Here is a 23,238-nt window from a genome sequence, read left to right on the forward strand (position 1 = left end):
ATGAGGCTTGAAGTAAGAAAACGGCTACCTATAAGTAATATGATTGTAAAGAATATACAACGAAGGGTGTGTAGCAAAATGTTTTTACACATTTTGTCACACACCCTAAACAAGGATAAAAGTTTAGCTGTAAAGCAATTCTCTATTATTTCTCTGAGGTAACGGAGCTAGTTTTCTCCTTTTGATAATACATCGAAAGAATCAACCCGATCCCAATAAAATTAGTCAAATATGCCGTTCCTCCCTGACTAATAAAAGGCAAAGGAATCCCCGTCAATGGTAGCAAACCGATATTAGATCCGATATTTTCTAGAATATGGAATAAGAAATACATAATCACACCCGTCGTAATATAAGCATAAAATTCACGTTTTGCATTTAGCGTACAAATCAGCATTTGATAAATTAGATAAAAGAATAGCAGAATCAATGCACAAGTTCCCACAAAACCATATGCTTCGCCAATTACGGTGAAAATCATATCAGACTCTCTGACAGGAACATAAACTTGTAGATTCGATAGACCTTTTCCTAATAGTTCACCAGAACCGATTGCAGTTAACCCTCTTGCTTGTTGAAATGAAATAGAATCAGCGTATTCAAAAGGATTGAGCCAAGCATGGATCCGATTAAATTGATAAGGCTGAAAATGAAGGTAGGTAAGTATTTTTTGCCCTCGTTCTGTTAAAACTAATAAAATCCCGCTGATGCCAAGCGTTCCTAAAATTCCAAAACCGACCGCCAGAATTTTCCAAGAACAACCAGATACAAGTACGACACCAAGAAAAATTGAAATAAAAACTAAACTTGTTCCAAAATCTTTTTGATAAAACATTAATCCAAAGACAGGCAAGCTGACGAGTGATAATTCACCTAACAAATGAAAATCTTCATTTAATGTTGACGGACTTTTCGATTTTTGTCTTCTTCTTGTGACAATATAGGCCAGCATCAAAATATAGCCAAGTTTCATGAACTCTGATGGTTGAAATGAAAATGGTCCTAATCGAATCCAACGTTTTGTTCCTGTAGCAGCTGCCATAACGGGATCATGAAATTTTATAAGCAGTCCCATCAAGAACAACGACAAACCATAAAGTATAGGTGTAGCTTTCCATAAATATTTAATAGGAATGAACATCGTGATAAACATCGTACCCAGCCCTAAAACAGTCCATGATAATTGTTTCATTAGCAAAGGTGTAGCGGACTTAACAGAAGGATCGGCAGAGAAGGCTCCATACTGAGCGATAAATCCAACCAATATCAAAAGAAAAACAGGCAAGAGTAGAGCGTAATTTACGGGTTCATTTTTTAAAACAAACGATTTTCTCATAGCTGTCCTCCTTGTCGATTAAAGGTTTTGCGAATTTCTGTACCTCGAGCATTTAAAGCAATTCCTAGTGTAACACTTAATATCAGTAAACTAGAGCCACCATAACTAATAAATGGAAATGTTAATCCTGTCATTGGAATGTACCCTAAGAGACTTCCAACGTTTACAGCAACTTGAAGTAAAAGTAACATTCCACAACCGATATAAAGATAAGAGTAATAAAGTGTTTTTGATTTTATTGCTAATAAAAACAAACGACCTACCATAAAGAAAACTAAGAATAAAATACCCAAAGAAAAAATCAACCCTAACTCCTCAATACAAATAGCAAAAATGAAATCAGTGTCTGCAGCGGGTAAAAACCCTTTTTTCTGAATACTATTACCTAAACCAAGACCCCAAAATCCACCATTGTGCATCGCATAATAGGCATTTGAGGTTTGGAAGCCTTTGCCAGTAGGGTCGATGAAAGGATTTTGCATCACTTCAAAACGTGTGACCAAATAACTGAATTTTGTGGGCATCCAATTCATTGGAATCGACAATAATAAAACTGTTCCCAGCCGTTTCAATGCAACAAATCCAATCAAAGCAAGCGAAATAAATAAAGGAGAAAGCCCACTAGATAAAAATAACACTAATACAAGGATAAAAATCATGGACGCTCCAGCAATATTTGGTTGAAGAGCAACAAATATCATAAAAAAGAATGAAACTAAAAGTGACTGCTTATGATTTTTAAAAGAAAATGGAACTAACCTGTCATTTTTTGATAAATTAGTAGAAAGGTAAAGAATAAGTACCAAAGGAACTAATTCAGATGGTTGAAACAAAAGAAAGCCTAAATTGATCCAACGCTTTGCACCGCCTACACTTGTTCCAATAATTGGTAAAGCGATTAGCGAAAGAAACGTTAACATGAGTAAAAAATGCAACATTCTAGGTTTACGTAAGACATTCAAATTGATCCGGTAAACAAAACTCAAACAAATCAAGCTTATAACGAAGGAGATTGTTTGCTTGATGGCCTTACTAGCTGTTCCTAATTCACTGTCTAATAATTGATAAGAGCTAGAACTATAAACCATTAAGATACCTACGATACATAAGATGAAATAAGGGATTAAAATATAAAAATCTAAATAATGTAGTTTAGATAAACGCTTGTACTTTTTCATCTTTTTGCCCCATCATCCAAGAAATCGCGAATAGCTTGCTCATTTTGCTGTTCGTCGAATTCCAAAACACTGCCTGCTTCAGTGTGATCATTAAATGACCAGCTTCCTTTAACCGGTACAGATAATGTTTCCATATTTTTTACATTCCCCGTAAGAAAGTCTTTTGCTAAATCTACAAGAAGATTTGTAGGTATATTTGTATCTAAGTAGCCAACAGCTTCACCAGCAATTTTTGGTAGTTGAAGAATTGGAATGGCATTTTTTGATTGTTTAGCTAAGGCATCCATAACCTGCTGCTGTCTTCTAACACGACCGAAGTCGCCTTCTTCGTCCATTCTAAATCGAGCATATTGCAACAGCGTATTGCCATCCATGACTTGTTTTCCTTTTTTGATATCTACATTGTCTAGATTAATGTCTTTTTCAGCATCAATTTCAATTCCTTTTGGATAAAGGTCATTAATCAATCGGATAAAATTATTGAAATCAGCTGAAACATAATAATTGATTGGTAATCCTAATGAATCATTAAGAACTTTTTTAGTCAATTCTGCTCCGCCAAAGGCGTAAGCAGCGTTAATTTTCTCTAAACCGTACCCTGGGATTTCGACATAGGAATCTCTCATGATTGAAACAAGTTTTGGTTGTTTTGTTTCACTATTATAATGAGCAACCATAAGAGTATCTGCTCGCCCGCCATCTTCGTCATCTTCACGACCGTCATCCCCAATCAACATGATAGTGATTTCTTTCGTATTCGTTTGTTTATCACCAGAAAAATTATTATTCTTAGATGAATTTATTTGTGATTGAGCGTTTTTTTTTCCTTTATGAAAGTTGATTACAGCATAACTTCCGAGCGCTGTAAGGAGAAGAAGTGTACAAAGAATGATAGAAATAATGACTTTTTTTACTGTTTTCATTTTTTATTCCTCGCTAATCATTTTAATCGATCATCAAATAAAGTTTGCATTAGGAATTGACTTAGATGTCGTTTTAAAAGTTTTTTATGCTAAAAATAATGAGAGTGTTGACTTCATATAGACTAAGAAAGTTAGCATTGGTATCGCCGAACGCCTTTAGTTATATTTATTTCCACCTCCAGAAAAATCAGAAGTACAACAGCATTATTTATCAAAAAAACCTTCGCTTAAAATAACTCAGCGAAGGGGGATTGATTTTAGCACAAAAAGAGCTTTTCATCATTCTCATCGTTGAGTTTTAGCACTATGAAACGTAAAAAGCTGAGCTTTTAGCTACTTTGTGAAAAGCCTTAATTCGACAATTCCTGTCCTACCCATTCCTGTCTTTCGACATTTTTGAGCAGTAGCCTGTGTTTCCATAGGAGCCTCACCTAACAAGTTATTTAGATCGTCTTAAATATAATGAATATATTTGTTGAAGTCAACAAAGTAAATATTAATTTTTTTATAATATATTTACTTAAAATAAAAATATTTTGTTATTTTAAGTGCAGAATTCTGTCTTCAAGGGATTCGTGCAGCGGAATTGGATGTATCAAAAAAAACATCAAATTATTTTCTTTACTTTTTCTTAAACATAAGTAAAAAATTGAAATTTGATACTGATTTGAAATAAAGATTCTGCTGATTTTTTGTCAAACAAATGATTAAACAAAAAATAGTTTGCATGCTATAATAAAAAAAAGGTTATTTAACTGTACTATAAAGAAGACGTTTTTTACTGATTGTTCGTTCTATTTCTTTTTAAATAAGTACTTTAATGGAAAGGAACACGATTATAAAAGGAGTGTAACAGAAGATGGATAAAAGCAAAAATGGCGCTGAAGTGATTGTAGAAAGCTTGAAAAACCACCAAGTTAATTATGTCTTTGGAATTCCAGGAGCAAAGATCGATAGTTTGTTCAACGCACTCGTGGATGATGGTCCAGAATTGATCGTAACTCGTCACGAACAAAATGCAGCGTTTATGGCAGCAGCAGTTGGACGTTTGACTGGAAATCCAGGTGTAGTGGTTGCGACAAGTGGACCTGGAGCGAGTAATCTGGCGACAGGGTTAGTGACAGCTACAGCAGAAGGAGATCCTGTACTAGCGATCGGAGGTCAAGTGAAGCGAAGCGATTTACTAAAATTAACGCATCAAAGCATGAACAATGCAGCGTTATTTGAACCGATTACCAAGTACAGTGCGGAAATTCAAGATCCTGAGACCATTTCAGAAGTCCTAGCAAATGCTTTTCGGTTGGCGAAATCGTCTAAAAAAGGTGCTAGTTTTATTAGTATCCCTCAAGATGTTGTCGATGGTTCCGTTGAATCTGATAGTATCAGACCGTTAATTGATCCGAAAATTGGTTCTGCTTCGTCAGAAGATATACAATATCTTTCTGAACTAATTCAAGCAGCAGAGTTACCCGTTCTATTAGTGGGTATGAGAGCTTCGACTGAAAAGGAAGCAAAAGCAATTCGAGAAATTGTACTTAAAACGAAAATTCCAGTTGTTGAAACTTTCCAAGCAGCTGGGGTGATTTCTAAAAAATTGGAAGACCATTTTTTTGGACGAATTGGTTTGTTTCGCAATCAACCGGGCGATATGTTGTTAAAACGTAGCGACTTAGTTATCGCAGTAGGCTATGATCCAATTGAATATGAGGCTAGAAATTGGAACGCTGAAGGGGAAGCACAAATTATAGTTATTGATGACACACCTGCTGAAATCGATCAATATTTTCAACCAGAACGGGAATTGATCGGTGATATTGCAGAAACGTTAACTGTTCTATTACCAAGTATTCAGGCGAAAATGTTATCCAGAAAAAACACAAAATATTTGGAAACATTGCATGAAAACCTAGTGAAACGGGATGATGTAAAAGAGCGAACAGAAAATGGATTGATTCATCCTTTAGAAGTCATCGATACCTTGCAAAGTATTGTAACAGATGAGATGACGGTAACTGTTGACGTTGGTAGCCACTATATTTGGATGGCTCGTCATTTTAGAAGTTATGAACCAAGACATTTGCTTTTTAGTAATGGCATGCAAACATTAGGCGTAGCACTTCCTTGGGCAATTTCTGCAGCATTAATTCGACCTAACACACAAATAATATCAGTTTCAGGTGATGGTGGATTCTTGTTTTCAGCCCAGGATCTTGAAACAGCAGTTCGCAAGAAACTGAAAATTATTCATTTGATTTGGAATGATGGACGCTATAACATGGTCGAATTTCAAGAGCAGTTAAAATATCATCGGATTTCAGGAGTTGATTTTGGTCCAGTAGATTTCGTTAAGTATGCTGAAGCCTTTGGAGCAAAAGGATTACGAGCTAAAAATGTTCAAGAATTACGAGCGGCAATTTTGAGGGGGATTGACACAGACGGACCGGTGGTGATCGATATTCCGATCGATTATCAAGACAACGAAAAATTAGGCGAAACAATTTTACCAGATCAGTTTTATTAGAAAGGTGATAAAGATGACAAAAGAAACAGTTTTGTATCAGCATGGGACTTTAGGCGCTTTAATGGCAGGATTGATGGATGGAACTGAGACGATTGCTAATATTTTAAAAAAAGGTGATTTTGGGATAGGTACTTTATCTGAATTAGATGGTGAATTAATTATTTTAGATGGAAAAGCTTTTCAAGGAAGAGAAGATGGCGCTTTGATTGCAGTCAATGAGGAACAAGAGACTCCTTATGCAGCAGTAACGACGTTTAAGCCGACAATTACTTTTTCAGTGGATGGATTTGCGGATAGCTTAAAAATAATTAGATTGATTCGCGAACATTTAAAAAGTGAAAATCTTTTTCATGCGATCAAAATTCATGGCGCATTCAAAGAAGTCCATATTCGAGTGATGCCGAAACAACAAAAACCATACAAAAGGTTAGTTGAAGTGTCTAAAGAACAGCCAGAGTTTATTAAAGGAAACGTTACTGGTACTGTACTTGGTTTCTTTACCCCAGAGTTATTTCAAGGAGTTGCTGCAGCAGATTTTCATTTGCATTTTATTGACGACGATCAATTATTTGGCGGACATTTAATGGATTTTAAATTGGAATCTGGAACGATAGAGATTGAGCCGATGGATTCTTTATTACAGCATTTTCCTAAAAATGATGAGACGTTTATCCACACAGCAATTGATTATGCGGATTTGGATAAAGAAATTCAAGAAGCAGAATAGCAAAACTTACTAAGAGTAGAAGAGCGTGGGACAAAACGAAAGATCAGTTTTGTCCCACGCTCTAAATCCGAATAAACGGCGAGAAAAAAGCAGCGACTACGCTTCGCTCCGATCACATCAAATTCTAAGTGCTAAAGCACTAAGTTTTGAAGGCTTCGGAAATAAGCTGAAATTGCTGTGAAACACAGCGAGGTACGAGCTGATGTAGAATTACCTACTTGGTCACAAAAATTTGAAAAGCAATTTTCTTGCATTCCCTCTTATTTCTCGGAGCTAAACGCTTTTGTCTCGGCCTCTATTTTCCTATTTTGAAGCAATTTTTTTCGCTTTTTCTGTATTTGCAAAATGAAGTTTTACATATTTACTTAGTAATTCCATTCCACCTTTAGCCAAAACTTTGGCTGCAACTTTATCAGAAACGGCGCCCGCACCAGATGGTACCTTCATCCCTAATTCTTTTGATTCTTTGTCCAATTCTTCTAAAAAAGTTGCTCGGCTAATGATCGAAGCCGCCGCAACAGCTACGTGATATTGTTCACCTTTAGTAATAAAGTACAATTTTTCATTGACTTGATTTTGTTCGCTTCGTACATATTTTTTATAATTTGTCTCAGGAGTAAATTGGTCAATCAAAATTGCTTCAGGCTTAGTTGGTGCAATTTCATTTAAAAGTAAATGAATAGCCTGATTATGTAATGCAACTTTCATATGAACTGCATTATATTTTGGCTGAATTTGATTATATTTTTCCGGCTCAACGATCAACAACTTATAAGGAATCAGTTCTTTGATGATCGCCGAAAGTTGTACAATTTGTGGATCAGTTAATTCCTTAGAATCTCTTACACCAAGAGCTTTCAATTTTGAGATCATTGCTTTGTCAACGTATGCCGCACATACTGTGACAGGACCAAAGTAACTACCATTTCCGACTTCATCACTACCTAAAACGGAAAGTTGATTAAAATTTTCAGGTAATGTAGTCTTTTTTTGTGTAGAGTAGCCTTTTGAAGCTTTATTTTGTAGCGAATTTCCCCATTTAGATGCAATGTTCTCAGCATCAGGACCTTGAAATACAACTTTTCCAGAAGTATAAGCTGTAATGGTTGTATCGTCCGTCTTTGCTACAAATTCAGTATAAGGGATATTTTTATTTAAACGTTTTTTTTCATAGTATAAACGCATTTTTTTTATAGTGTCTTTGGTGACTTTGATTACTTGAGTTTGGGACATAGTGAGGCTCCTTTCAATTCTCCTTAATCTATAGTAAAACAAAACAAAAGAAAAGTGAAGTGAGGTTCATTTGAGAAGAGCAAATTAGGAAAGGTATAGTGTAAATAACATGCAGAAAACACCGTTGATATAAAGAGGAGAAAGATCAGTAATAGATTCTCATTAGTCTATTTTATTACATATGATCTTCAAAAAATCTGGCTATTGATTATTGAGGATGATATACTCGAATTTACATTGAATATTCGTTGTTTTTCGTCGGTTCACTACTATTTTTGCTAAAAGAAAAATTGACATATGAGTGTAGTGTTGTCGGTAATTTATGGTATAAGAACAATTGTTGGTTGTTATTCTTATATATATTGCTAAAAGGAGAGATAAAATGAAAAAAAGGGAATTAAAAAGTGCTTGGAGAATTGTTTTAACGATGATGTATGCTTTGCTATCTGCGGTTATTTCATTAGGTGTTCCATTAGGGATAGCGGTTATAGTTTTTGGACGTAGCGGAATCAATGAAACTGTGGTTGAAGTAACAAATGCCTTGACAGGAATTATAGGTACGCCGCTGATGATACTGTTAACCTTACGTTACTATCAAAAACATTATCCAAACTCAATTGAAACTGTTGACTTCTTTAAAAAAGGAAGCATAAGAAAAATAGGATTTGGTTTTCTATTTGGGATTTCAATGAGATTATTATTGTTTTTAATATTATTTTTATTGGGCGCTAATATAGACTACAAAGGGTTGAATATTAATTGGTTATCTACTTTATCAGGTGTTTTAACTTTCATTGGCATGGCTGTAGTCGAAGAAACTATTTTTAGAGGGTTACTTCCAGAAGCATTTTCTGCTTTCGGAAATAGAGTTGCACTTATAGTGCCTGCTGGTCTTTTTGTCGCTATGCACATGGAATTATGGAATAATTTTGATTTAGTTGGAATGGTTGATTTATTTGTTGCTGGTATTCTTTTTATGCTTTTTTTTAACCATACGAAAAGTTTAGTTTTTGTAAGTGCATTTCACGCGACAACTAACATTACTGTTATGTTGCTTGGGATTGAAACGGATGATGGACTTTTAAAAGTAACGTACAATCAGCATTTATTAGGATTAACTGCAGATCAGATTTTGACGATTTGTTCAATTTTCATTTCTGTTGTTCTAATAATTGGTCTTTGTTTAAAAAAACGGTCTATCAGAATAGTTTGATTTAGCGATAGAAATTGATCGATTCTTCATGGGAAAAGTATCTTTATAAGATTATTATAATGAATAGGACACGAGATTCTGGTACTATTAGCCTAAATTTGAGTTTTTATAAAATCTATGGTAAAATACTTTATAAGTAATGATACTAGTTTGAGTGAGCGGATTTCTGCTCACTCTTTTTAATGGAGTAACATAGAATGAAATGTTGGTCTTATCTGCTTCTATGATCTAGCTGTATGAACCAACGCGACTGAAAAAAGACAGTTATTAAAATAATAATTCCTATATTTTGATAGTGCTGAACGGTTCACTCTGTTTTTTTAATAAGACTAGTGCGTTACATAAATCTCGAAGGAGGCGAAAATTTTGAGTAGTGTTGTGGAAACTGTTACCGAGTTAGTCACACCAATCTTAGAAAAACAAAATTTTGAACTTGTAGAAGTCGAGTTTGTCAAGGAAGGAAGAGACTGGTTTCTCCGTGTTTTTATTGACAAAGAAGGCGGTATTGATATCTTAGACTGTGCACTTATCAGTGAACAGCTAGATGATAAGCTTGAAGCTATGGATCCCGATCCGATTCCGCAAGCGTACTTTCTGGAAGTGTCCTCTCCGGGAGCTGAACGTCCGTTGAAGAAAGAAAGCGACTATGAAAAAGCCGTTGGAGAATACGTCCATATTTCACTTTATCAAACAATTGAAGGTGAAAAACAATTTGAAGGTATCTTAAAAACAGTAGATAAAGATCAGTTGACCTTGACAGTCAAAGTCAAAACAAGAGTCAAAGATTATATATTTGAACGAAAAAACATTGCAAAAGCTCGTTTAGCAATTCAGTTTTAAAATATGTAAAACGATTAAGCAAAAGCTTATCACGAGATGCAAGAGTCGACCTGCAAAAAGTCGATCAGCTCCGTTCACATTTCATTTAAACAGTAGGAGGAAATGATAAAAAAATGAGCAAAGAAATGTTAAATGCACTAGATGCATTAGAAGCTGAAAAAGGAATTTCTAAAGAGATTGTGATTGATGCACTTGAAGCAGCATTAGTTTCCGCATATAAAAGACATTATGGGCAAGCCCAAAACGTTGAAGTAGAATTCGATGGTAAAAAAGGCAATATCCATGTTTATGCTGTTAAAGAAGTAACAGAAGAAGTCTTTGATTCTCAATTAGAAGTATCATTGAAAGAAGCGATGGAAGTTAACAAAGCTTATGAAATGGGCGATAAAATTCGTTTTGAAGTAACGCCAAAAGATTTTGGTCGAATTGCCGCTCAAACGGCAAAACAAGTTATTTTACAACGTGTTCGTGAAGCAGAAAGAAACATTATTTATAACGAATTTAGCGCTTATGAAAATGATATTATGCAAGGGATTGTTGAAAGACAAGACCGTCGCTATATTTATGTGAACTTAGGTAAGATCGAAGCTGTCTTATCAAAGCAAGATCAAATGCCAAACGAGTTTTATCAACCTCATGATCGGATCAAAGTATACGTTTCAAAAGTTGAAAATACCTCAAAAGGACCTCAAGTTTTCGTTAGTCGTAGCCATCCCGATTTATTGAAGCGATTATTTGAACAAGAAATCCCAGAAGTGTATGATGGAATAGTAGAGATTGTCAGCATCGCTCGTGAAGCAGGAGATCGTTCGAAAGTTTCAGTTCGCTCAACGGATCCAAACATTGATCCTGTCGGAACATGTGTAGGACCAAAAGGCCAACGTGTGCAAGCAATCGTGAATGAACTTAAAGGCGAAAATATGGATATCGTTGAATGGAGCGAAGACCCTGCAGTCTTCATCAGTAATGCATTGAATCCAGCGCAAGTAGTCGACGTTATTTTCGATCCAAACAATAACAAAGCCTGTACAGTAGTTGTTCCAGATTATCAATTATCGCTTGCAATCGGTAAAAGAGGTCAAAATGCTCGTTTAGCAGCTAAATTGACTGGCTTTAAAATCGATATCAAACCTGAATCTGAAATGGAAGCTTATTATGCAGAAAATAAAGAAGCTACTGAAGAAGAACATGATGAGGCTATTGTGGCATCTGATATGACCGCTGATGATTATGAAAATGTCGAGTTTGAAGAAAAAACTGCAGAAGACGAAGAACAAGTCTAACGATCTGGAGGGAATAAAATGAAAAAAAGAAAAATCCCGATGCGTAAATCTGTTGTTTCAGGTGAAATGAAACCGAAAAAAGAATTAGTCCGAATCACACGCTCAAAAGAAGGCGAAGTTGCGATCGATCCAACGGGTAAAATGCCAGGACGAGGTGCTTATGTTTCACTTGAGCCTAAAGAAGTCCAAGAAGCTTGGGACAAACATATTTTAGACCGCGTGCTGGAAACGACATTGACAGATGCTTTTTATCAAGAATTATTAGACTATGTTGAACACCAAAAAGCACGGAATGAGCTGTTCGGCAATGGATAAAGAAAAAATATTGAATTTATTAGGTTTGGCTATGAGAGCTGGAAAGCTAGTGACCGGTGAAGAATTGACCATCGGTGATATCCGCAGCAATAAAGCAAAGTTCGTTTTTGTTGCCGCTGATGCTAGCGATAATACAAGAAAAAAAATCAAGGACAAATGTTCTTATTATAATGTTCCTTGCTGTGAGTCGTTTTTTCATTCAGAATTAAGTCACGCAATCGGTAGAACGCGTATGGTGATCGGTATCAATGATCAGGGCTTTGCGACGAAGTTCAAGGAACTAATCAAAGGTTAGGAAGGTGATTGCATGGGGAAAAAAAGAATTTATGAATTAGCAAAAGAGATCAATCAATCAAGTAAAGATGTTGTCGAAAAAGCACATGCTTTAGGTATGGATGTGAAAAATCACATGGGCGCAATTTCTTCTGAGGACGAATCAAAACTTCGCAACTCATTTGGAGGAAATAAACCTGCAACTGCACAACAAAAACCAGCAGCCAAGCCACAACAAAGTGGACAAGGGCAAACAAAACCAGCAAATCCAAAACCAGCTAACCAAAACGGAAATAGACCAAACCAAAATCAACAAAGACCGCAACAACAAAACGGACAACAAAATCGTCCGCAACAAAATAACCAAAATCAAAACCGTCCAGCGCAACAAGGACAACAAAATAACCAAAACCGCAACAACCAAAATCGTAACATGCAAGGAAGCAGCCAAAATATGACTCAAAACAGTTCAAATCAAGGACAACAAAATCGTCCTCAGCAAAATAATCAAACTCGTCCAGCTCAAACAGGACAGCAAAATAATCAAAACCGTAACAATACTCAAAACACAAATCAAACTCGTCCAGCGACACAAGCAGGAAATCAAAACCGTCCGCAACAAGGACAAACTAGCAACAACACGCAAGGAAATCAAAACCGTAACAATACCAATACTGGAAATCGCAACAATAGTTTCGGTGGCGGTGGTGGCGGTCAAAATCGCAACCGTAATGGCTATAATAACCAAAACCGCAACAGATTCAACAAAAAAGGCAAAAAAGGTAAATACCAAGAATCAACAAAACCAGCAGTACCAGCACGTAAATTCCGTGAATTGCCAGATGTATTAGAATATACAGAAGGAATGAATGTAGCCGATATCGCAAAAAAAATCCACCGCGAGCCAGCTGAAATCATCAAAAAACTATTTATGATGGGTGTTATGGTTAATCAAAACCAATCATTAGATAAAGAAACCATTGAATTGTTAGCAGTAGATTATGGTATGGAACCACAAGAAAAAATTCAAATCGATGTAGCTGATATTGATAAATTCTTCGAATCAGAAGCATTAGTTGAAGAAAATCTTGTGACACGTCCACCAGTTGTAACCATTATGGGTCACGTTGACCATGGTAAAACAACATTGCTTGATACATTACGTAATTCACGTGTAACTTCTGGTGAAGCAGGTGGTATCACGCAACATATTGGTGCCTATCAAATCGATATCGATGGTAAACCAATTACGTTCTTAGATACACCAGGACATGCTGCCTTTACAAGTATGCGTGCTCGTGGAGCTGGTATCACAGATATTACGATCCTAGTTGTTGCAGCAGATGACGGTGTAATGCCACAAACTGTTGAAGCAATTAACCATGCAAAAGCCGCTGAAGTTCCAATTATCGTAGCTGTCAATAAAGTCGATAAACCAGGTGCCAATCCAGATCATGTGAAACAAGAATTAAGCGAACATGGCTTGATTCCAGAAGAATGGGGCGGAGATACAATCTTCGTAAACATTTCAGCGAAATTCAACCAAAACATTGACGAATTACTAGAAAACATTCTTTTAATCGCCGAAGTAGAAGACTTAAAAGCAGATCCAACACAACGTGCGATCGGTACAGTGATCGAAGCTCGTTTAGATAAAGGAAAAGGACCTGTTGCGACATTACTTGTTCAACAAGGTTCACTACGCGTTGGAGATCCAATTGTTGTCGGAAATACATTTGGACGTGTCCGTGTTATGACAAATGATATTGGCCGTCGTGATAAAGCCGTAGGTCCAGCGACACCAGTTGAAATCACTGGATTGAATGATGTACCGCAAGCAGGTGACCGTTTTGTAGTCTTTGAAGATGAAAAAACAGCTCGTCAAGCGGGTGAAGAACGTGGCAAACGTGCACAGCTTGAACAACGTTCATCTAATAATCGTGTAACCTTAGATAACTTATTCGAAAGCCTAAAAGAAGGCGAATTGAAAGATGTTAATGTGATTATCAAAGCGGATGTACAAGGGACAGCTGAAGCTCTTGCAGCGAGCTTGCAAAAAATCGAAGTTGCTGGCGTTCGTGTGAAAATCGTTCACTCGGCTGTTGGCGCAATCAATGAAAGTGATGTGACACTTGCCGCAGCAAGTAATGCAATCATCATTGGATTTAACGTTCGTCCTACACCACAAGCGAAACAACAATCAGATCAAGAAGAAGTTGATATTCGTTTACACCGTATCATCTACAAAGCAATCGAAGAAATTGAAACAGCAATGAAAGGGATGCTTGACCCTGAATTTGAGGAAAAAATTACCGGTCAAATGACGGTTCGTGAACTGTATAAAGTATCAAAAGTTGGAACGATTGCTGGTTGTTACGTAACAGAAGGCTCTATCCGTCGTGATAGTGGTGTTCGTGTGATTCGTGACGGAATCGTTATCTTTGAAGGCAAACTATCTAGCTTGAAACGGTTCAAAGATGATGCTAAAGAAGTCAAACTCGGCTTTGAATGTGGTGCAATGGTTGAAAACTTCAATGATCTAAAAGTTGACGATGTAATTGAAGGCTTTGTTATGGAAGAAATCAAACAATAATACCAAATAGAGTAAGAAAGAAGGAGAAACAGTATGGCAAATTATCGTGACCGCCGAGTAGGTCAAGAAATTATGCGTGAAATCAATGATATATTGAGAAAACGTGTAAGAGACCCACGTGTGCAAGAGATTACAATTACCGATGTTCGAGTAACTGGCGATTTGCAACAAGCGACGATTTATTACAGTTTGTTATCTGATCTAGCTTCTGATCAACAAAAAGCGCAACAAGGATTAGATAAAGCCAAAGGATTGATTCGTAAAGAATTAGGCCAACATTTGACCTTATATAAAACGCCGGAACTGATTTTTGAAAAGGATGAATCTGTTCAATATGGTAATCATATTGATGAGTTGATTCGTAAATTGAATCAAGGTGAATAGAAAAAATAAATTATCTAAAAAGCCAAAAGCTGAAGAGGATCCTTCCTTTTCGGCTTTTTACTTATTTTTTTGTAATACACTTATTTTTTGTAACTATATTGAAAGAAACTGTAATAATTTTACCAATCAAATAAATAGAATTTATGCTATTATATATGAAACCAGTCTTATCAAAGTTACTGTTGAAGAAAATGGAGGGTTAATAGTGAGGAAAAAGAACTTGTCATTATTAATAGTTAGTATGGTTACAGTTGCAGGAATAATGCTACCGATTCGTTCGTTAGCTGAGACAACTGATAAAAAAATAGAACAACAAGATAAAGAAATTTCAGCATTAAAAGAAAAACAAAAAGGTGTATCAGCGCAAATTAACGTATTAGAAGAAGAAATTTCTTCGATTTTTGATGAAGGAGTTTCGCTCAATAAACAAAAAACAGAATTAACGAAAGAATCTGAACAATTAAAAAAAGATATTGCTACATTAGATGTACGAATCAATAAAAGAACAGAAGCGATTCAAAAACAAGGAAGAAATGTTCAAGTAAATGGACAAGGAACTCAAATTCTTGATATTGTCTTAAATTCAGAATCAATTACAGATGCCGTCGGACGAGTACAAGCAATTTCTTCCATTATGACAGCAAATAATGATTTAGTTAAACAACAAAAAGAAGACAAAGCACTTGTTGAACGTAAAAAATCAGATATTCAAACCAATTTGGCTAATGTAGAAAAGGCAGAGATTCAGCTTGAAAAAGAAAAAGAAAACCTTGTTGCCAAACAAGCAGATTTGAATGTTCTAAAAGCAGAAGTCGATTCTGAAACATCTGGTGCAGAAAGTTCAAAAAATAAACTATTAAAAGAACAGCAAGAAGCACTAAAGGCTCAGCTTGCAAATGAAGCAAAAAAGAAAGAAGCTAAAAAGACTGATACTGCTAAAACGGATACGACAAAGCCTGATACTTCAAATACGTCTGAAAAAGCAATTGCCCAAAGTGATAGTACTACGGAAAATACTACGACACCGTCTAATACTGATGAGGCAAATCAATCTACAGGGAACTCTAATACAGGGAATAACGGAAACAACCAAGAAAGCACTAAACCATCAGACAGACCTGATATTCCAGAGCCGCCAGTTACTTCTGGTGATGCAACGTTTCAAGCGCTAAACGCTTTACGAGCTGCTCATGGATTGAGTCCAGTGAGTTGGGATGCAGGACTTGCAGCAGCAGCTTCCGGTCGTGCTTCAATTATGCAAGATTACCAAGTGCCATCAGATCACTGGAATAGAGGAGATGAAGTAATTGCCTTTATGTTTGCACCAGGTAACTCTGTCATCATGGCTTGGTATAATGAGACGAATATGTCATCACCATCAGGAACAGGTCACCGAGATTGGGAGCTAAACCCTGGCATGACACGTGTTGGATTCGGGTATGCTGGTGGAGTAATTGTTGGTCATTCTGCGTAATAACAATATTTAATGAAATTCAATTCGCATTAATATAGAAGCGTGAATCAAAACCTATTTAGGTGTTTTGTTTTACGCTTTTTTATCTTTAGTCAAAATCATTTATCTCGGTAGCTGATTTTTATATATTCAACTTACTATTATCGAAACCTGTTTTAAAAAATGAATTTCTATAATCTTCTATGCTATAATAAATCAGTTGATATTTAAATTTTGGAGGAACGATTAGATGGACGGTATTTTACCTTTATGGAAAGAAGCGGGCATGACAAGTCATGACTGTGTTTTCAAGCTAAGGAAAATTTTACATACGAAAAAAATTGGTCACGGCGGTACTTTAGATCCTGATGTATCTGGGGTTTTACCTATTTGTATCGGAAAAGGGACGAAAGTCATTGAATATATGGTTGATTCTGGTAAGACATACGAAGGAGAAATCACACTTGGTTTTTCTACGACAACAGAAGATGTTAGTGGAGAAATAGTGGAGAAAGTAACGCTGCCTAAACTTTTTTCAAACGAAGAAATTGATGCTGCTATGCAGACCATGACAGGCGTTATCACACAAACCCCACCGATGTTTTCTGCAGTCAAAGTCAACGGTAAACGCTTATATGAATATGCTAGAAATGGTGAAGAAGTTGAACGTCCAATGAGAAAAGCGATGATTTATTCTTTTGAACGGACAAGTGAATCTGAATTTGATGAAGTAAATGGAACACAAAGCTGGCGCTTTAGAGTCGTTTGCGGAAAAGGAACATATGTTAGGACGTTATCAGTTGACACAGGCCGTGCTTTAGGTGTACCTGCCCATATGTCTGATTTAACGCGTACGGCAAGTGGTGGTTTAACGGCTAAGCAAAGTTTGACGTTAGAGCAAGTTGCAGAAAAAATGGCGCAAAATGAAATTAATGAGACACTATTACCTATTGAAACAGCTATTGAACGATTTCAGCGTATCAATTTATCAAATGAACTTTACTCAAAAGTCAAAAATGGTGTTCGATTAACACCAGCTGAATTGGGTTTGAACAAGATGCCTCAAGAGTTAGTCGCCTTATTTTATCAAGATCAAGTGGTGAGTTTATATATGCCCCATCCAACTAAAGCAAATGTATTGAAACCTAGTAAAGTGCTACGAAATAATTAATAGAAAGAAGTTTTAACATGAAAATTATTCCAATTAGACATCCTTATAATCCAGAGCAAATCCCAGCTAATGACGTTGTGATGGTCTTAGGATTTTTTGACGGTGTTCATCGTGGACATCAAAAAGTAATTGAAACGGGTAAGAATATCTCGGAAAAAAAAGGCTTGAAACTAGCAGTAATGACGTTTAATCAGCATCCTTCCATTGTTTTTCAAAAAGTTCTGCCTGAGAATATGAAATATTTGAATAGCTTAGAACAAAAAGAACGATTGATGAAGAATCTTGGTGTAGATATTTTATATGTGGTTGAATTTACTTCGGCCTTTGCTCAGCTAGCACCACAAGAGTTCGTGGATCAATATATCGTTGGACTGCATGCTAAAGTAGCAGTTTCTGGTTTTGACTATACATATGGGCCTAAGGATATAGCGGATGTAGCCCATTTACCTGGCTATGCTAAAGATAGATTTGAGGTTATAACTGTAAGTAAGGAACAGTTAGACGGAACAAAAATTAGCTCAACAAGGATTCGTGAAATGATGGAACAAGGCCGAATGGAAGAAGTTACTGAATTATTAGGCTACGTCTATGAAACGGATGGAACTGTTGTACATGGTGATGCTAGAGGTCGTTTGTTAGGATTTCCTACTGCCAATATCAAAGTAAAAAGTACGGTTCGTTTACCTAGGATTGGTGTTTACGCTGTACAAATCCAAGTTGGAAGCAAATGGCATATTGGTATGGGCTCAATCGGACACAATGATACCTTTGGTGATGGTCGTGAATTGACAGTAGAAGTCTATATTTTAGATTTTAATCAAGATATTTATGGTGAACAAGTATCTTTACGCTGGAATCATTATTTACGAGATCAGGTTAAGTTTGACGGAGCAGAAAATTTAATCGTGCAGTTAAAACAAGATGAACAAGATACTGCCGATTATTTTTTGAAAAATTAATCTTGAAATATATTCAAAACTATCTAATAAACTGATAACTAGCATGATTTTTATTGGCTATTGATACAGTTTTCTTATTAACGGATTAGCAAAAAAAATCAATAGAGAAGTCTTAAGGATATTTGTTTCGACCAGAGAATAAAGTTTTTCCCCAAAAAAAGAAAAAATCTTTCTACACTAGATAGAAAGAAATTGTTATACTGTAAGTATGACATTTAAGGAAAAAGCAATGTATTCGAGGGGAAAAGTATGAAGAAAAAACGAAATGACATAAGAAAAAATAAACGGGTTATTTTTCTGATTTTATTTATAGTAGCTATTTTAGGTGGAATCACTTATTTCATTTGGTTTTATATTAACTTAGATTACCAAGATAATACGAATCTTTCCTATGACGGTTATCGAGTTTCACCGTCAAATTTAAATATATCTACTATAAATTTTTATAAAGATGATGAGACCATACTAGAAGGAAGTCGTGTGAATTCTAAATTTTCAGAACCGCTTAACGATATCGGAAGGCAAAATATATCTGTCAAATATCCTAGAACGCGTCCTGTCTTTCGTTTGTTGAATAGGGATAATAAACAGACAGTTTATCGAGTGAGTGCTGATTTATCTACTGTGAAACATATAGAAAAAGTTGAATTTCCAACGTTCGGTGAATCAAATGGTCCAAATGATCTGCAAATGTACCAAGGTGTTTATCACCCTGAAAGTAGTACGTGGGAATCAGATATTTTCGTAAAAAAACATCAAGAACCTGGTCATTATCAAATTAAACTATTGATTACAAAAGAAAATGGAAACACTGAGCTAGTTGAGTTTGGGGAGTTTGTTGTTGAACAACCCACTCTAGAAGCTGAAATTGATGGCGCGCAAGTCGGCAAAGGCCAGTTTGATGTGAATGTCAGAACGAAAAGTATGGCTGATATTGAAAAATTACAAGTTCCAGTTTGGACAAAAGTGGATCAAAGTGATAAAAAAGTCTACGAGGCAATTCGACAAGCAGATAATGTTTATAAAATTCACGTTGATTATGAGGATTTTGAGTTTACTAATGGAAGGTATTCTGCTGCAGCGGAATTTACTACAATGAATGGCTTAAGAGCTAAGAGTGAGGCTACTGGTACAGCTGAAATTTCTCTTAGGCGTCCAGTTCGTATTCGTATTATGCAAGAAACAACCCTATTCCAAAAAAGAGATATGTCCCAATCAATCCGACAATTATCTGCTAATAGTATGGCTTATGTAAAAGGAATTGTCTTTAATTCGGATAAAAAAATCTATCGAACGACTGAAGGATATATTTCTGCAGAAAATATTGAAATCAGTGAAATGATGGATGATATTCGTTATGTAGCGCATCGCGGTAATCATAAAGTTGCACCTGAAAACTCTATTCCTTCTTTTCAGCAGTCCGATAGCTGGGGGACTGAAACGGATATCTGGCTGACGAAAGATAAGCAATGGGTAATCATGCACGATAAAACTGTTGACCGAATGACTAACGGGAAAGGAAAAATCAGTGACCTAACATTAGCGCAAATAAGAGAATTACGTATCGATCAAGGCTCAAACAAAGGAAGCTATTCTCAAGATCAGTTAGTTATTCCAACTTTAGAGGATTTCCTGATGATCATGCATAATAAAAAAAGCATTCCCTTTATAGAAATTAAAGCCAAAAATCTTGAACCTAATGATTATGATAGTTTAGCGAATCTAATTCGTGTTTACGATATGACTAATACGGCAGTCATTATCTCATTTGATTATTTGAATTTAGTGGAAATGAAGAAACGACTTCCCGATACTCAAGTCCAATTTTTAGCAACAACTTTAGATGAGCAAATGATTACTCAAATAAGTAGCTTAGGTGGAAATGCAGGTTTAGATATCAAGTATGAAAGTGTGGTTGATAGAGCGGACTTGGTTGCCATGGCTCAAAGTAAAGGATTGTCAGTTAATTTGTGGGGGGTTCCTCAAAGCGAATTTAAGAAAATGGAAGCATTAGGAATAAATAATTTGACCACAGATTATGACTGATAAAAAACTTCGGAATCTACTGGAAAAAAGAAAGTGACAAATTATAGCAGATGATCGAGATAAAAATATTTCACTCATAATTCCGAAATTTTTTTCTTGGCGTTATCTCTAATATAGACAATAAAATATTTTGAGGCGATTCCCGAAAATTGTACGTGAAAAATACAATTTTTGGGAAGGTACCTCATTTTGTGAATCCTATCAGTTTATAGGATTCAATAAAATGAAGCATTCGTAAAAGATGACAATACTTGCTTTATTTGAGAACTTATATACTTATTTTTAAGATAATAGATGGACATCACTCTAATAGGAAGACTTTCATGGTTGGTTGAAGTGATGTTTAAATCATCAAAATGACATTCTAAAAACTCCGGGACGATAGAAAAAGTATCAGTGTTGCTTACTATATAGAGGATTAATTCCGTCGTATCAACTTGAATATCGTATTCCTTCGTTCTTTTGGGAAGATTAGTAGCCATCCAATTATAAATTGTTTTTGTTTCAAGAAAGTTTTTTTTGAAAAAAATAAAAGGATAGTCATCAAATAAATCCAAAGTAATTGCTGAACTGTCTAAAATTGGATGTCCTTTTCGCATGATAATTTTATATTCATTTGAATAAATATCTATTTTGTTTATTGTAGAAGGTACATTTTTTATAGAGAGACCAATCCCAATATCAGATTCCAACGTTTCAAGTGACTTGAAAATGTTATCCGAAACAATGGTATTTATTCTTAAATATTGATATTCGTTCAATAAAGTGGAAAGGGTATCATTTAATTTGAATTCTAGATCATTTAAAAAAAGAGAAACATTGATTGTTGTTAAATCAGATTTTTTTGAGGTTGAGAGGTCCTTAATTTCTTCACCGATATAAAACATTTCTTGTTTGATACGCCAACAATGAGTTTCTAATATTTCTCCAGCAGGAGTAAGTTGACATTCTCCACCGCTTCTAAAAAATAAAGCTGTTCCGATTTCATCTTCCAGGTTTTTTATCTGTTTACTTAGCGCAGCTTGTGAAATCTCAAGTTTATTACTAGCTCTAGTAAATTGTTTTTGTTCGCATAGTGCTAAAAAATAATTTAAATGCGTTAGTTCCATGATAATTTACTCCTTTCAAAATACAAATTAAAAAATATATTGAAGCTGTTCAATTAGGTATTCATGAGTTTTTGAGAGTGGAGCGTTTGAAGAGTAACCAATGGAAATATTTCTAAACGGACCATCAATTATTTCAACAGAGGTAACATTCAAGTAAAGGGGAAGCGAATCTGTCAATGAGTATGGAAGAAAAGCTATCCCAAAGTCTTGATCGACTAAATTTAATATTGAAATTGTGGAAGGCAGTTCATAGCATCGATTATCTTTAAGTTCAGGATGCTCTGTCTCTATCCAAGAATTGATTAGTTTCTTTTCGTAAATTTGCGTTGAATAGTTTATTAAAGGTATGTTTAGTAACTGATCCACTGATAATTCTTTTAAATAGGATAACTGATTTTTAATGCTAGTGAAAACAACATAGGATTCTGAGAAAATCAAATCACTCGTTATTTTAGTATTTGTTTCCGACAAGATACCGATAGCTATGTCTATTTCTTTGCTTTCTAGCACTTCTTCTAAGTTTTCATAATACCCATAATCAAGTGAAACAGAGGGATAGTGTTTGTGAAATTCTATTACTAATTTAGCAATCAAATAATCTGTGTCTGCCAAATTAGTACCGATTTTAATCGCTGCAGTTTCTCCTGTATGAACCAATAAGTTAATTTCTTTAACCGCTAGGTCAAATTCCTGAAAAATCTTTTCTCCTCTTTTTTTTAAAACAAGCCCCTCTGATGTCAGTTTATTATTACCATAATTTCTTGTTATCAATTGAGTATTTAGCTCCAGTTCTAACTCACGAATATGTGTGCTTAGATAGGGTTGAGAAATACCTAATTCTTCTGAAGTTTTTGTAAAGCTTTTGTTTTTACATAAGGCTAAAAAAAATTCTAAGTGTTTCAATTTCATTTCCCCATCTCCTTCGTTCAAGTAAAGATAAAATACTAATCACATACAAGATAAAATAAATTTCGATAAAATAGTTATTTTTTTGAAAAAATATATAAAAAATTAATAATATTTATTGTTAATTTAAAATGAATACAATCTGTCTAGTAAGGTAAAGAGTTGTTGAAAATAAATAAGAAAAGAGCCTCTTCAATTGACGATAGCATATCAATTGAGAAGGCTTTTATTAGTATATTGTCTTCTAATAAGAAATGATGAATGTTAGATTTTGCATGAGGCCGAGACAAAAGCGTTTAGCTCCGAGAAGTAAGAGGGCATTCACGAAAATTACTTGTCCAATTTTTGTGACCAAGTAGGTACTATTCTACATCAGCTCGTACCTCGCTGTGTTTCACAGCAATTTCAGCTTATTTCCGAAGCCATCAACTTCTAAATGCTTTAGCACTTAGAGAGTAACGGAAGCAACGTGTCTTTCAGACACCTTGTATTGTGCATCATCGAATCACTTTGTTCTTCGTGATTTACAACAATGTGATCGGAGCGAAGCGTAGTCGCTGCTTTTTTCTCGCCGTTTATTCGGATTTAGAGCGTGAAACAAAACTGATCTTTCGTTTTGTCCCACGCTCTATCCATTATATTGTTGATAACGAATTTAAACCATTTCATTTTAATTTTAACGCTATTACTTTTTAGGTTGATAGAAAAAAATTGTTTATAGAGGATGAGGCAAATAACTGGCAGGATCAGAAGGAACCCCTCGTGTTTTTCAGGG

19 protein-coding genes and 1 riboswitch are annotated in these 23,238 nt (G+C 35.4%); of the genes, 13 read left to right on the plus strand and 6 right to left on the minus strand.

The genetic code is table 11. The features are described from left to right. Positions 1–145: 145 nt before the first annotated feature. Genes AC4BBR_RS06395 through AC4BBR_RS06405 form a run of 3 tightly spaced genes read right to left on the minus strand, consistent with a single transcriptional unit; the run spans position 146 to position 3,437 of the window. Positions 146–1,336 (minus strand): FtsW/RodA/SpoVE family cell cycle protein, encoded by a 1,191-nt coding sequence (locus AC4BBR_RS06395; RefSeq protein WP_490461711.1) that lies wholly within the window; start codon positions 1,334–1,336, stop codon positions 146–148. Further along, entirely contained in the window at positions 1,333–2,514 is a 1,182-nt protein-coding gene (locus AC4BBR_RS06400) for an FtsW/RodA/SpoVE family cell cycle protein (RefSeq protein ID WP_490461712.1), read from the minus strand. The genes AC4BBR_RS06395 and AC4BBR_RS06400 overlap by 4 nt, the downstream gene beginning before the upstream one ends. Continuing rightward, complete coding sequence (locus AC4BBR_RS06405; protein ID WP_490461713.1) at positions 2,511–3,437, minus strand: LCP family protein; 927 nt, start codon at positions 3,435–3,437, stop codon at positions 2,511–2,513. Before AC4BBR_RS06405 ends, AC4BBR_RS06400 begins: the two co-directional genes overlap by 4 nt. Positions 3,438–3,713: 276 nt before the next feature. Then, positions 3,714–3,883, minus strand: a riboswitch (M-box (ykoK) riboswitch). 413 nt (positions 3,884–4,296) lie between these two features. Between AC4BBR_RS06405 and alsS the strand changes: the two genes are divergently transcribed. Both alsS and budA read left to right on the plus strand, forming a co-directional pair. Next, positions 4,297–5,958 (plus strand): acetolactate synthase AlsS, encoded by a 1,662-nt coding sequence (alsS, locus tag AC4BBR_RS06410; RefSeq protein WP_490461714.1) that lies wholly within the window; start codon positions 4,297–4,299, stop codon positions 5,956–5,958. A gap of 13 nt (positions 5,959–5,971) precedes the next feature. Continuing rightward, on the plus strand, positions 5,972–6,685 hold the full coding sequence (budA, locus tag AC4BBR_RS06415; RefSeq protein ID WP_490461715.1) for an acetolactate decarboxylase: 714 nt from the start codon (positions 5,972–5,974) through the stop codon (positions 6,683–6,685). Positions 6,686–6,988: 303 nt separating this feature from the next. Here budA and rnhC read toward each other — a convergent pair whose 3' ends face one another. Further along, the gene (gene rnhC, locus AC4BBR_RS06420) at positions 6,989–7,918 is read right to left on the minus strand and encodes a ribonuclease HIII (protein ID WP_490461716.1); all 930 of its coding nucleotides are present in this window, start codon (positions 7,916–7,918) and stop codon (positions 6,989–6,991) included. Positions 7,919–8,300: 382 nt separating this feature from the next. Here rnhC and AC4BBR_RS06425 point away from each other — a divergent pair, with 382 nt between their 5' ends. The 11 genes from AC4BBR_RS06425 (at position 8,301) to AC4BBR_RS06475 (ending at position 20,448) form a co-directional block, all read left to right on the plus strand. Next, complete coding sequence (locus tag AC4BBR_RS06425) at positions 8,301–9,131, plus strand: CPBP family intramembrane glutamic endopeptidase (protein WP_490461717.1); 831 nt, start codon at positions 8,301–8,303, stop codon at positions 9,129–9,131. 366 nt (positions 9,132–9,497) lie between these two features. Further along, positions 9,498–9,971: a ribosome maturation factor RimP gene (gene rimP, locus AC4BBR_RS06430; protein ID WP_490461718.1), complete on the plus strand. Its 474-nt coding sequence runs from the start codon at positions 9,498–9,500 to the stop codon at positions 9,969–9,971. Positions 9,972–10,084: 113 nt separating this feature from the next. Further along, the gene (gene nusA / locus AC4BBR_RS06435; protein WP_490461719.1) at positions 10,085–11,254 is read left to right on the plus strand and encodes a transcription termination factor NusA; all 1,170 of its coding nucleotides are present in this window, start codon (positions 10,085–10,087) and stop codon (positions 11,252–11,254) included. 18 nt (positions 11,255–11,272) lie between these two features. Next, the gene (gene rnpM / locus AC4BBR_RS06440; RefSeq protein WP_490461720.1) at positions 11,273–11,569 is read left to right on the plus strand and encodes an RNase P modulator RnpM; all 297 of its coding nucleotides are present in this window, start codon (positions 11,273–11,275) and stop codon (positions 11,567–11,569) included. Then, positions 11,562–11,864, plus strand: a complete 303-nt coding sequence (locus AC4BBR_RS06445) for a YlxQ-related RNA-binding protein (RefSeq protein WP_490461721.1) — start codon at positions 11,562–11,564, stop codon at positions 11,862–11,864. Before rnpM ends, AC4BBR_RS06445 begins: the two co-directional genes overlap by 8 nt. Positions 11,865–11,876: 12 nt before the next feature. After that, positions 11,877–14,435 carry a translation initiation factor IF-2 gene (gene infB, locus AC4BBR_RS06450; RefSeq protein ID WP_490461722.1) on the plus strand — a complete coding sequence of 853 codons (2,559 nt, stop codon included), beginning with the start codon at positions 11,877–11,879 and terminating at the stop codon, positions 14,433–14,435. 33 nt (positions 14,436–14,468) lie between these two features. Further along, positions 14,469–14,819 (plus strand): 30S ribosome-binding factor RbfA, encoded by a 351-nt coding sequence (rbfA, locus tag AC4BBR_RS06455; protein WP_490461723.1) that lies wholly within the window; start codon positions 14,469–14,471, stop codon positions 14,817–14,819. 205 nt (positions 14,820–15,024) lie between these two features. Beyond that, positions 15,025–16,293, plus strand: a complete 1,269-nt coding sequence (locus tag AC4BBR_RS06460) for a coiled-coil domain-containing protein (RefSeq protein WP_490461724.1) — start codon at positions 15,025–15,027, stop codon at positions 16,291–16,293. A 229-nt stretch (positions 16,294–16,522) separates the two neighbouring features. After that, on the plus strand, positions 16,523–17,443 hold the full coding sequence (truB, locus tag AC4BBR_RS06465; protein ID WP_490461725.1) for a tRNA pseudouridine(55) synthase TruB: 921 nt from the start codon (positions 16,523–16,525) through the stop codon (positions 17,441–17,443). Between the two features lie 17 nt (positions 17,444–17,460). After that, positions 17,461–18,402: a riboflavin biosynthesis protein RibF gene (ribF, locus tag AC4BBR_RS06470; RefSeq protein WP_490461726.1), complete on the plus strand. Its 942-nt coding sequence runs from the start codon at positions 17,461–17,463 to the stop codon at positions 18,400–18,402. Between the two features lie 249 nt (positions 18,403–18,651). Continuing rightward, the gene (locus AC4BBR_RS06475) at positions 18,652–20,448 is read left to right on the plus strand and encodes a glycerophosphodiester phosphodiesterase family protein (RefSeq protein ID WP_490461727.1); all 1,797 of its coding nucleotides are present in this window, start codon (positions 18,652–18,654) and stop codon (positions 20,446–20,448) included. Positions 20,449–20,663: 215 nt separating this feature from the next. On the opposite strand, the gene AC4BBR_RS06480 is transcribed toward AC4BBR_RS06475, so the two are convergent. Together AC4BBR_RS06480 and AC4BBR_RS06485 are read right to left on the minus strand one after the other, a co-directional pair. Beyond that, a complete protein-coding gene (locus AC4BBR_RS06480; RefSeq protein WP_490461728.1) occupies positions 20,664–21,557 on the minus strand; it encodes a LysR family transcriptional regulator in 894 nt (297 codons plus the stop codon). Between the two features lie 27 nt (positions 21,558–21,584). Then, positions 21,585–22,466: a LysR family transcriptional regulator gene (locus AC4BBR_RS06485; RefSeq protein WP_490461729.1), complete on the minus strand. Its 882-nt coding sequence runs from the start codon at positions 22,464–22,466 to the stop codon at positions 21,585–21,587. Positions 22,467–23,238 lie beyond the last annotated feature (772 nt).

The sequence above is a fragment of the Enterococcus sp. AMC1251 genome, assembly GCF_058216535.1.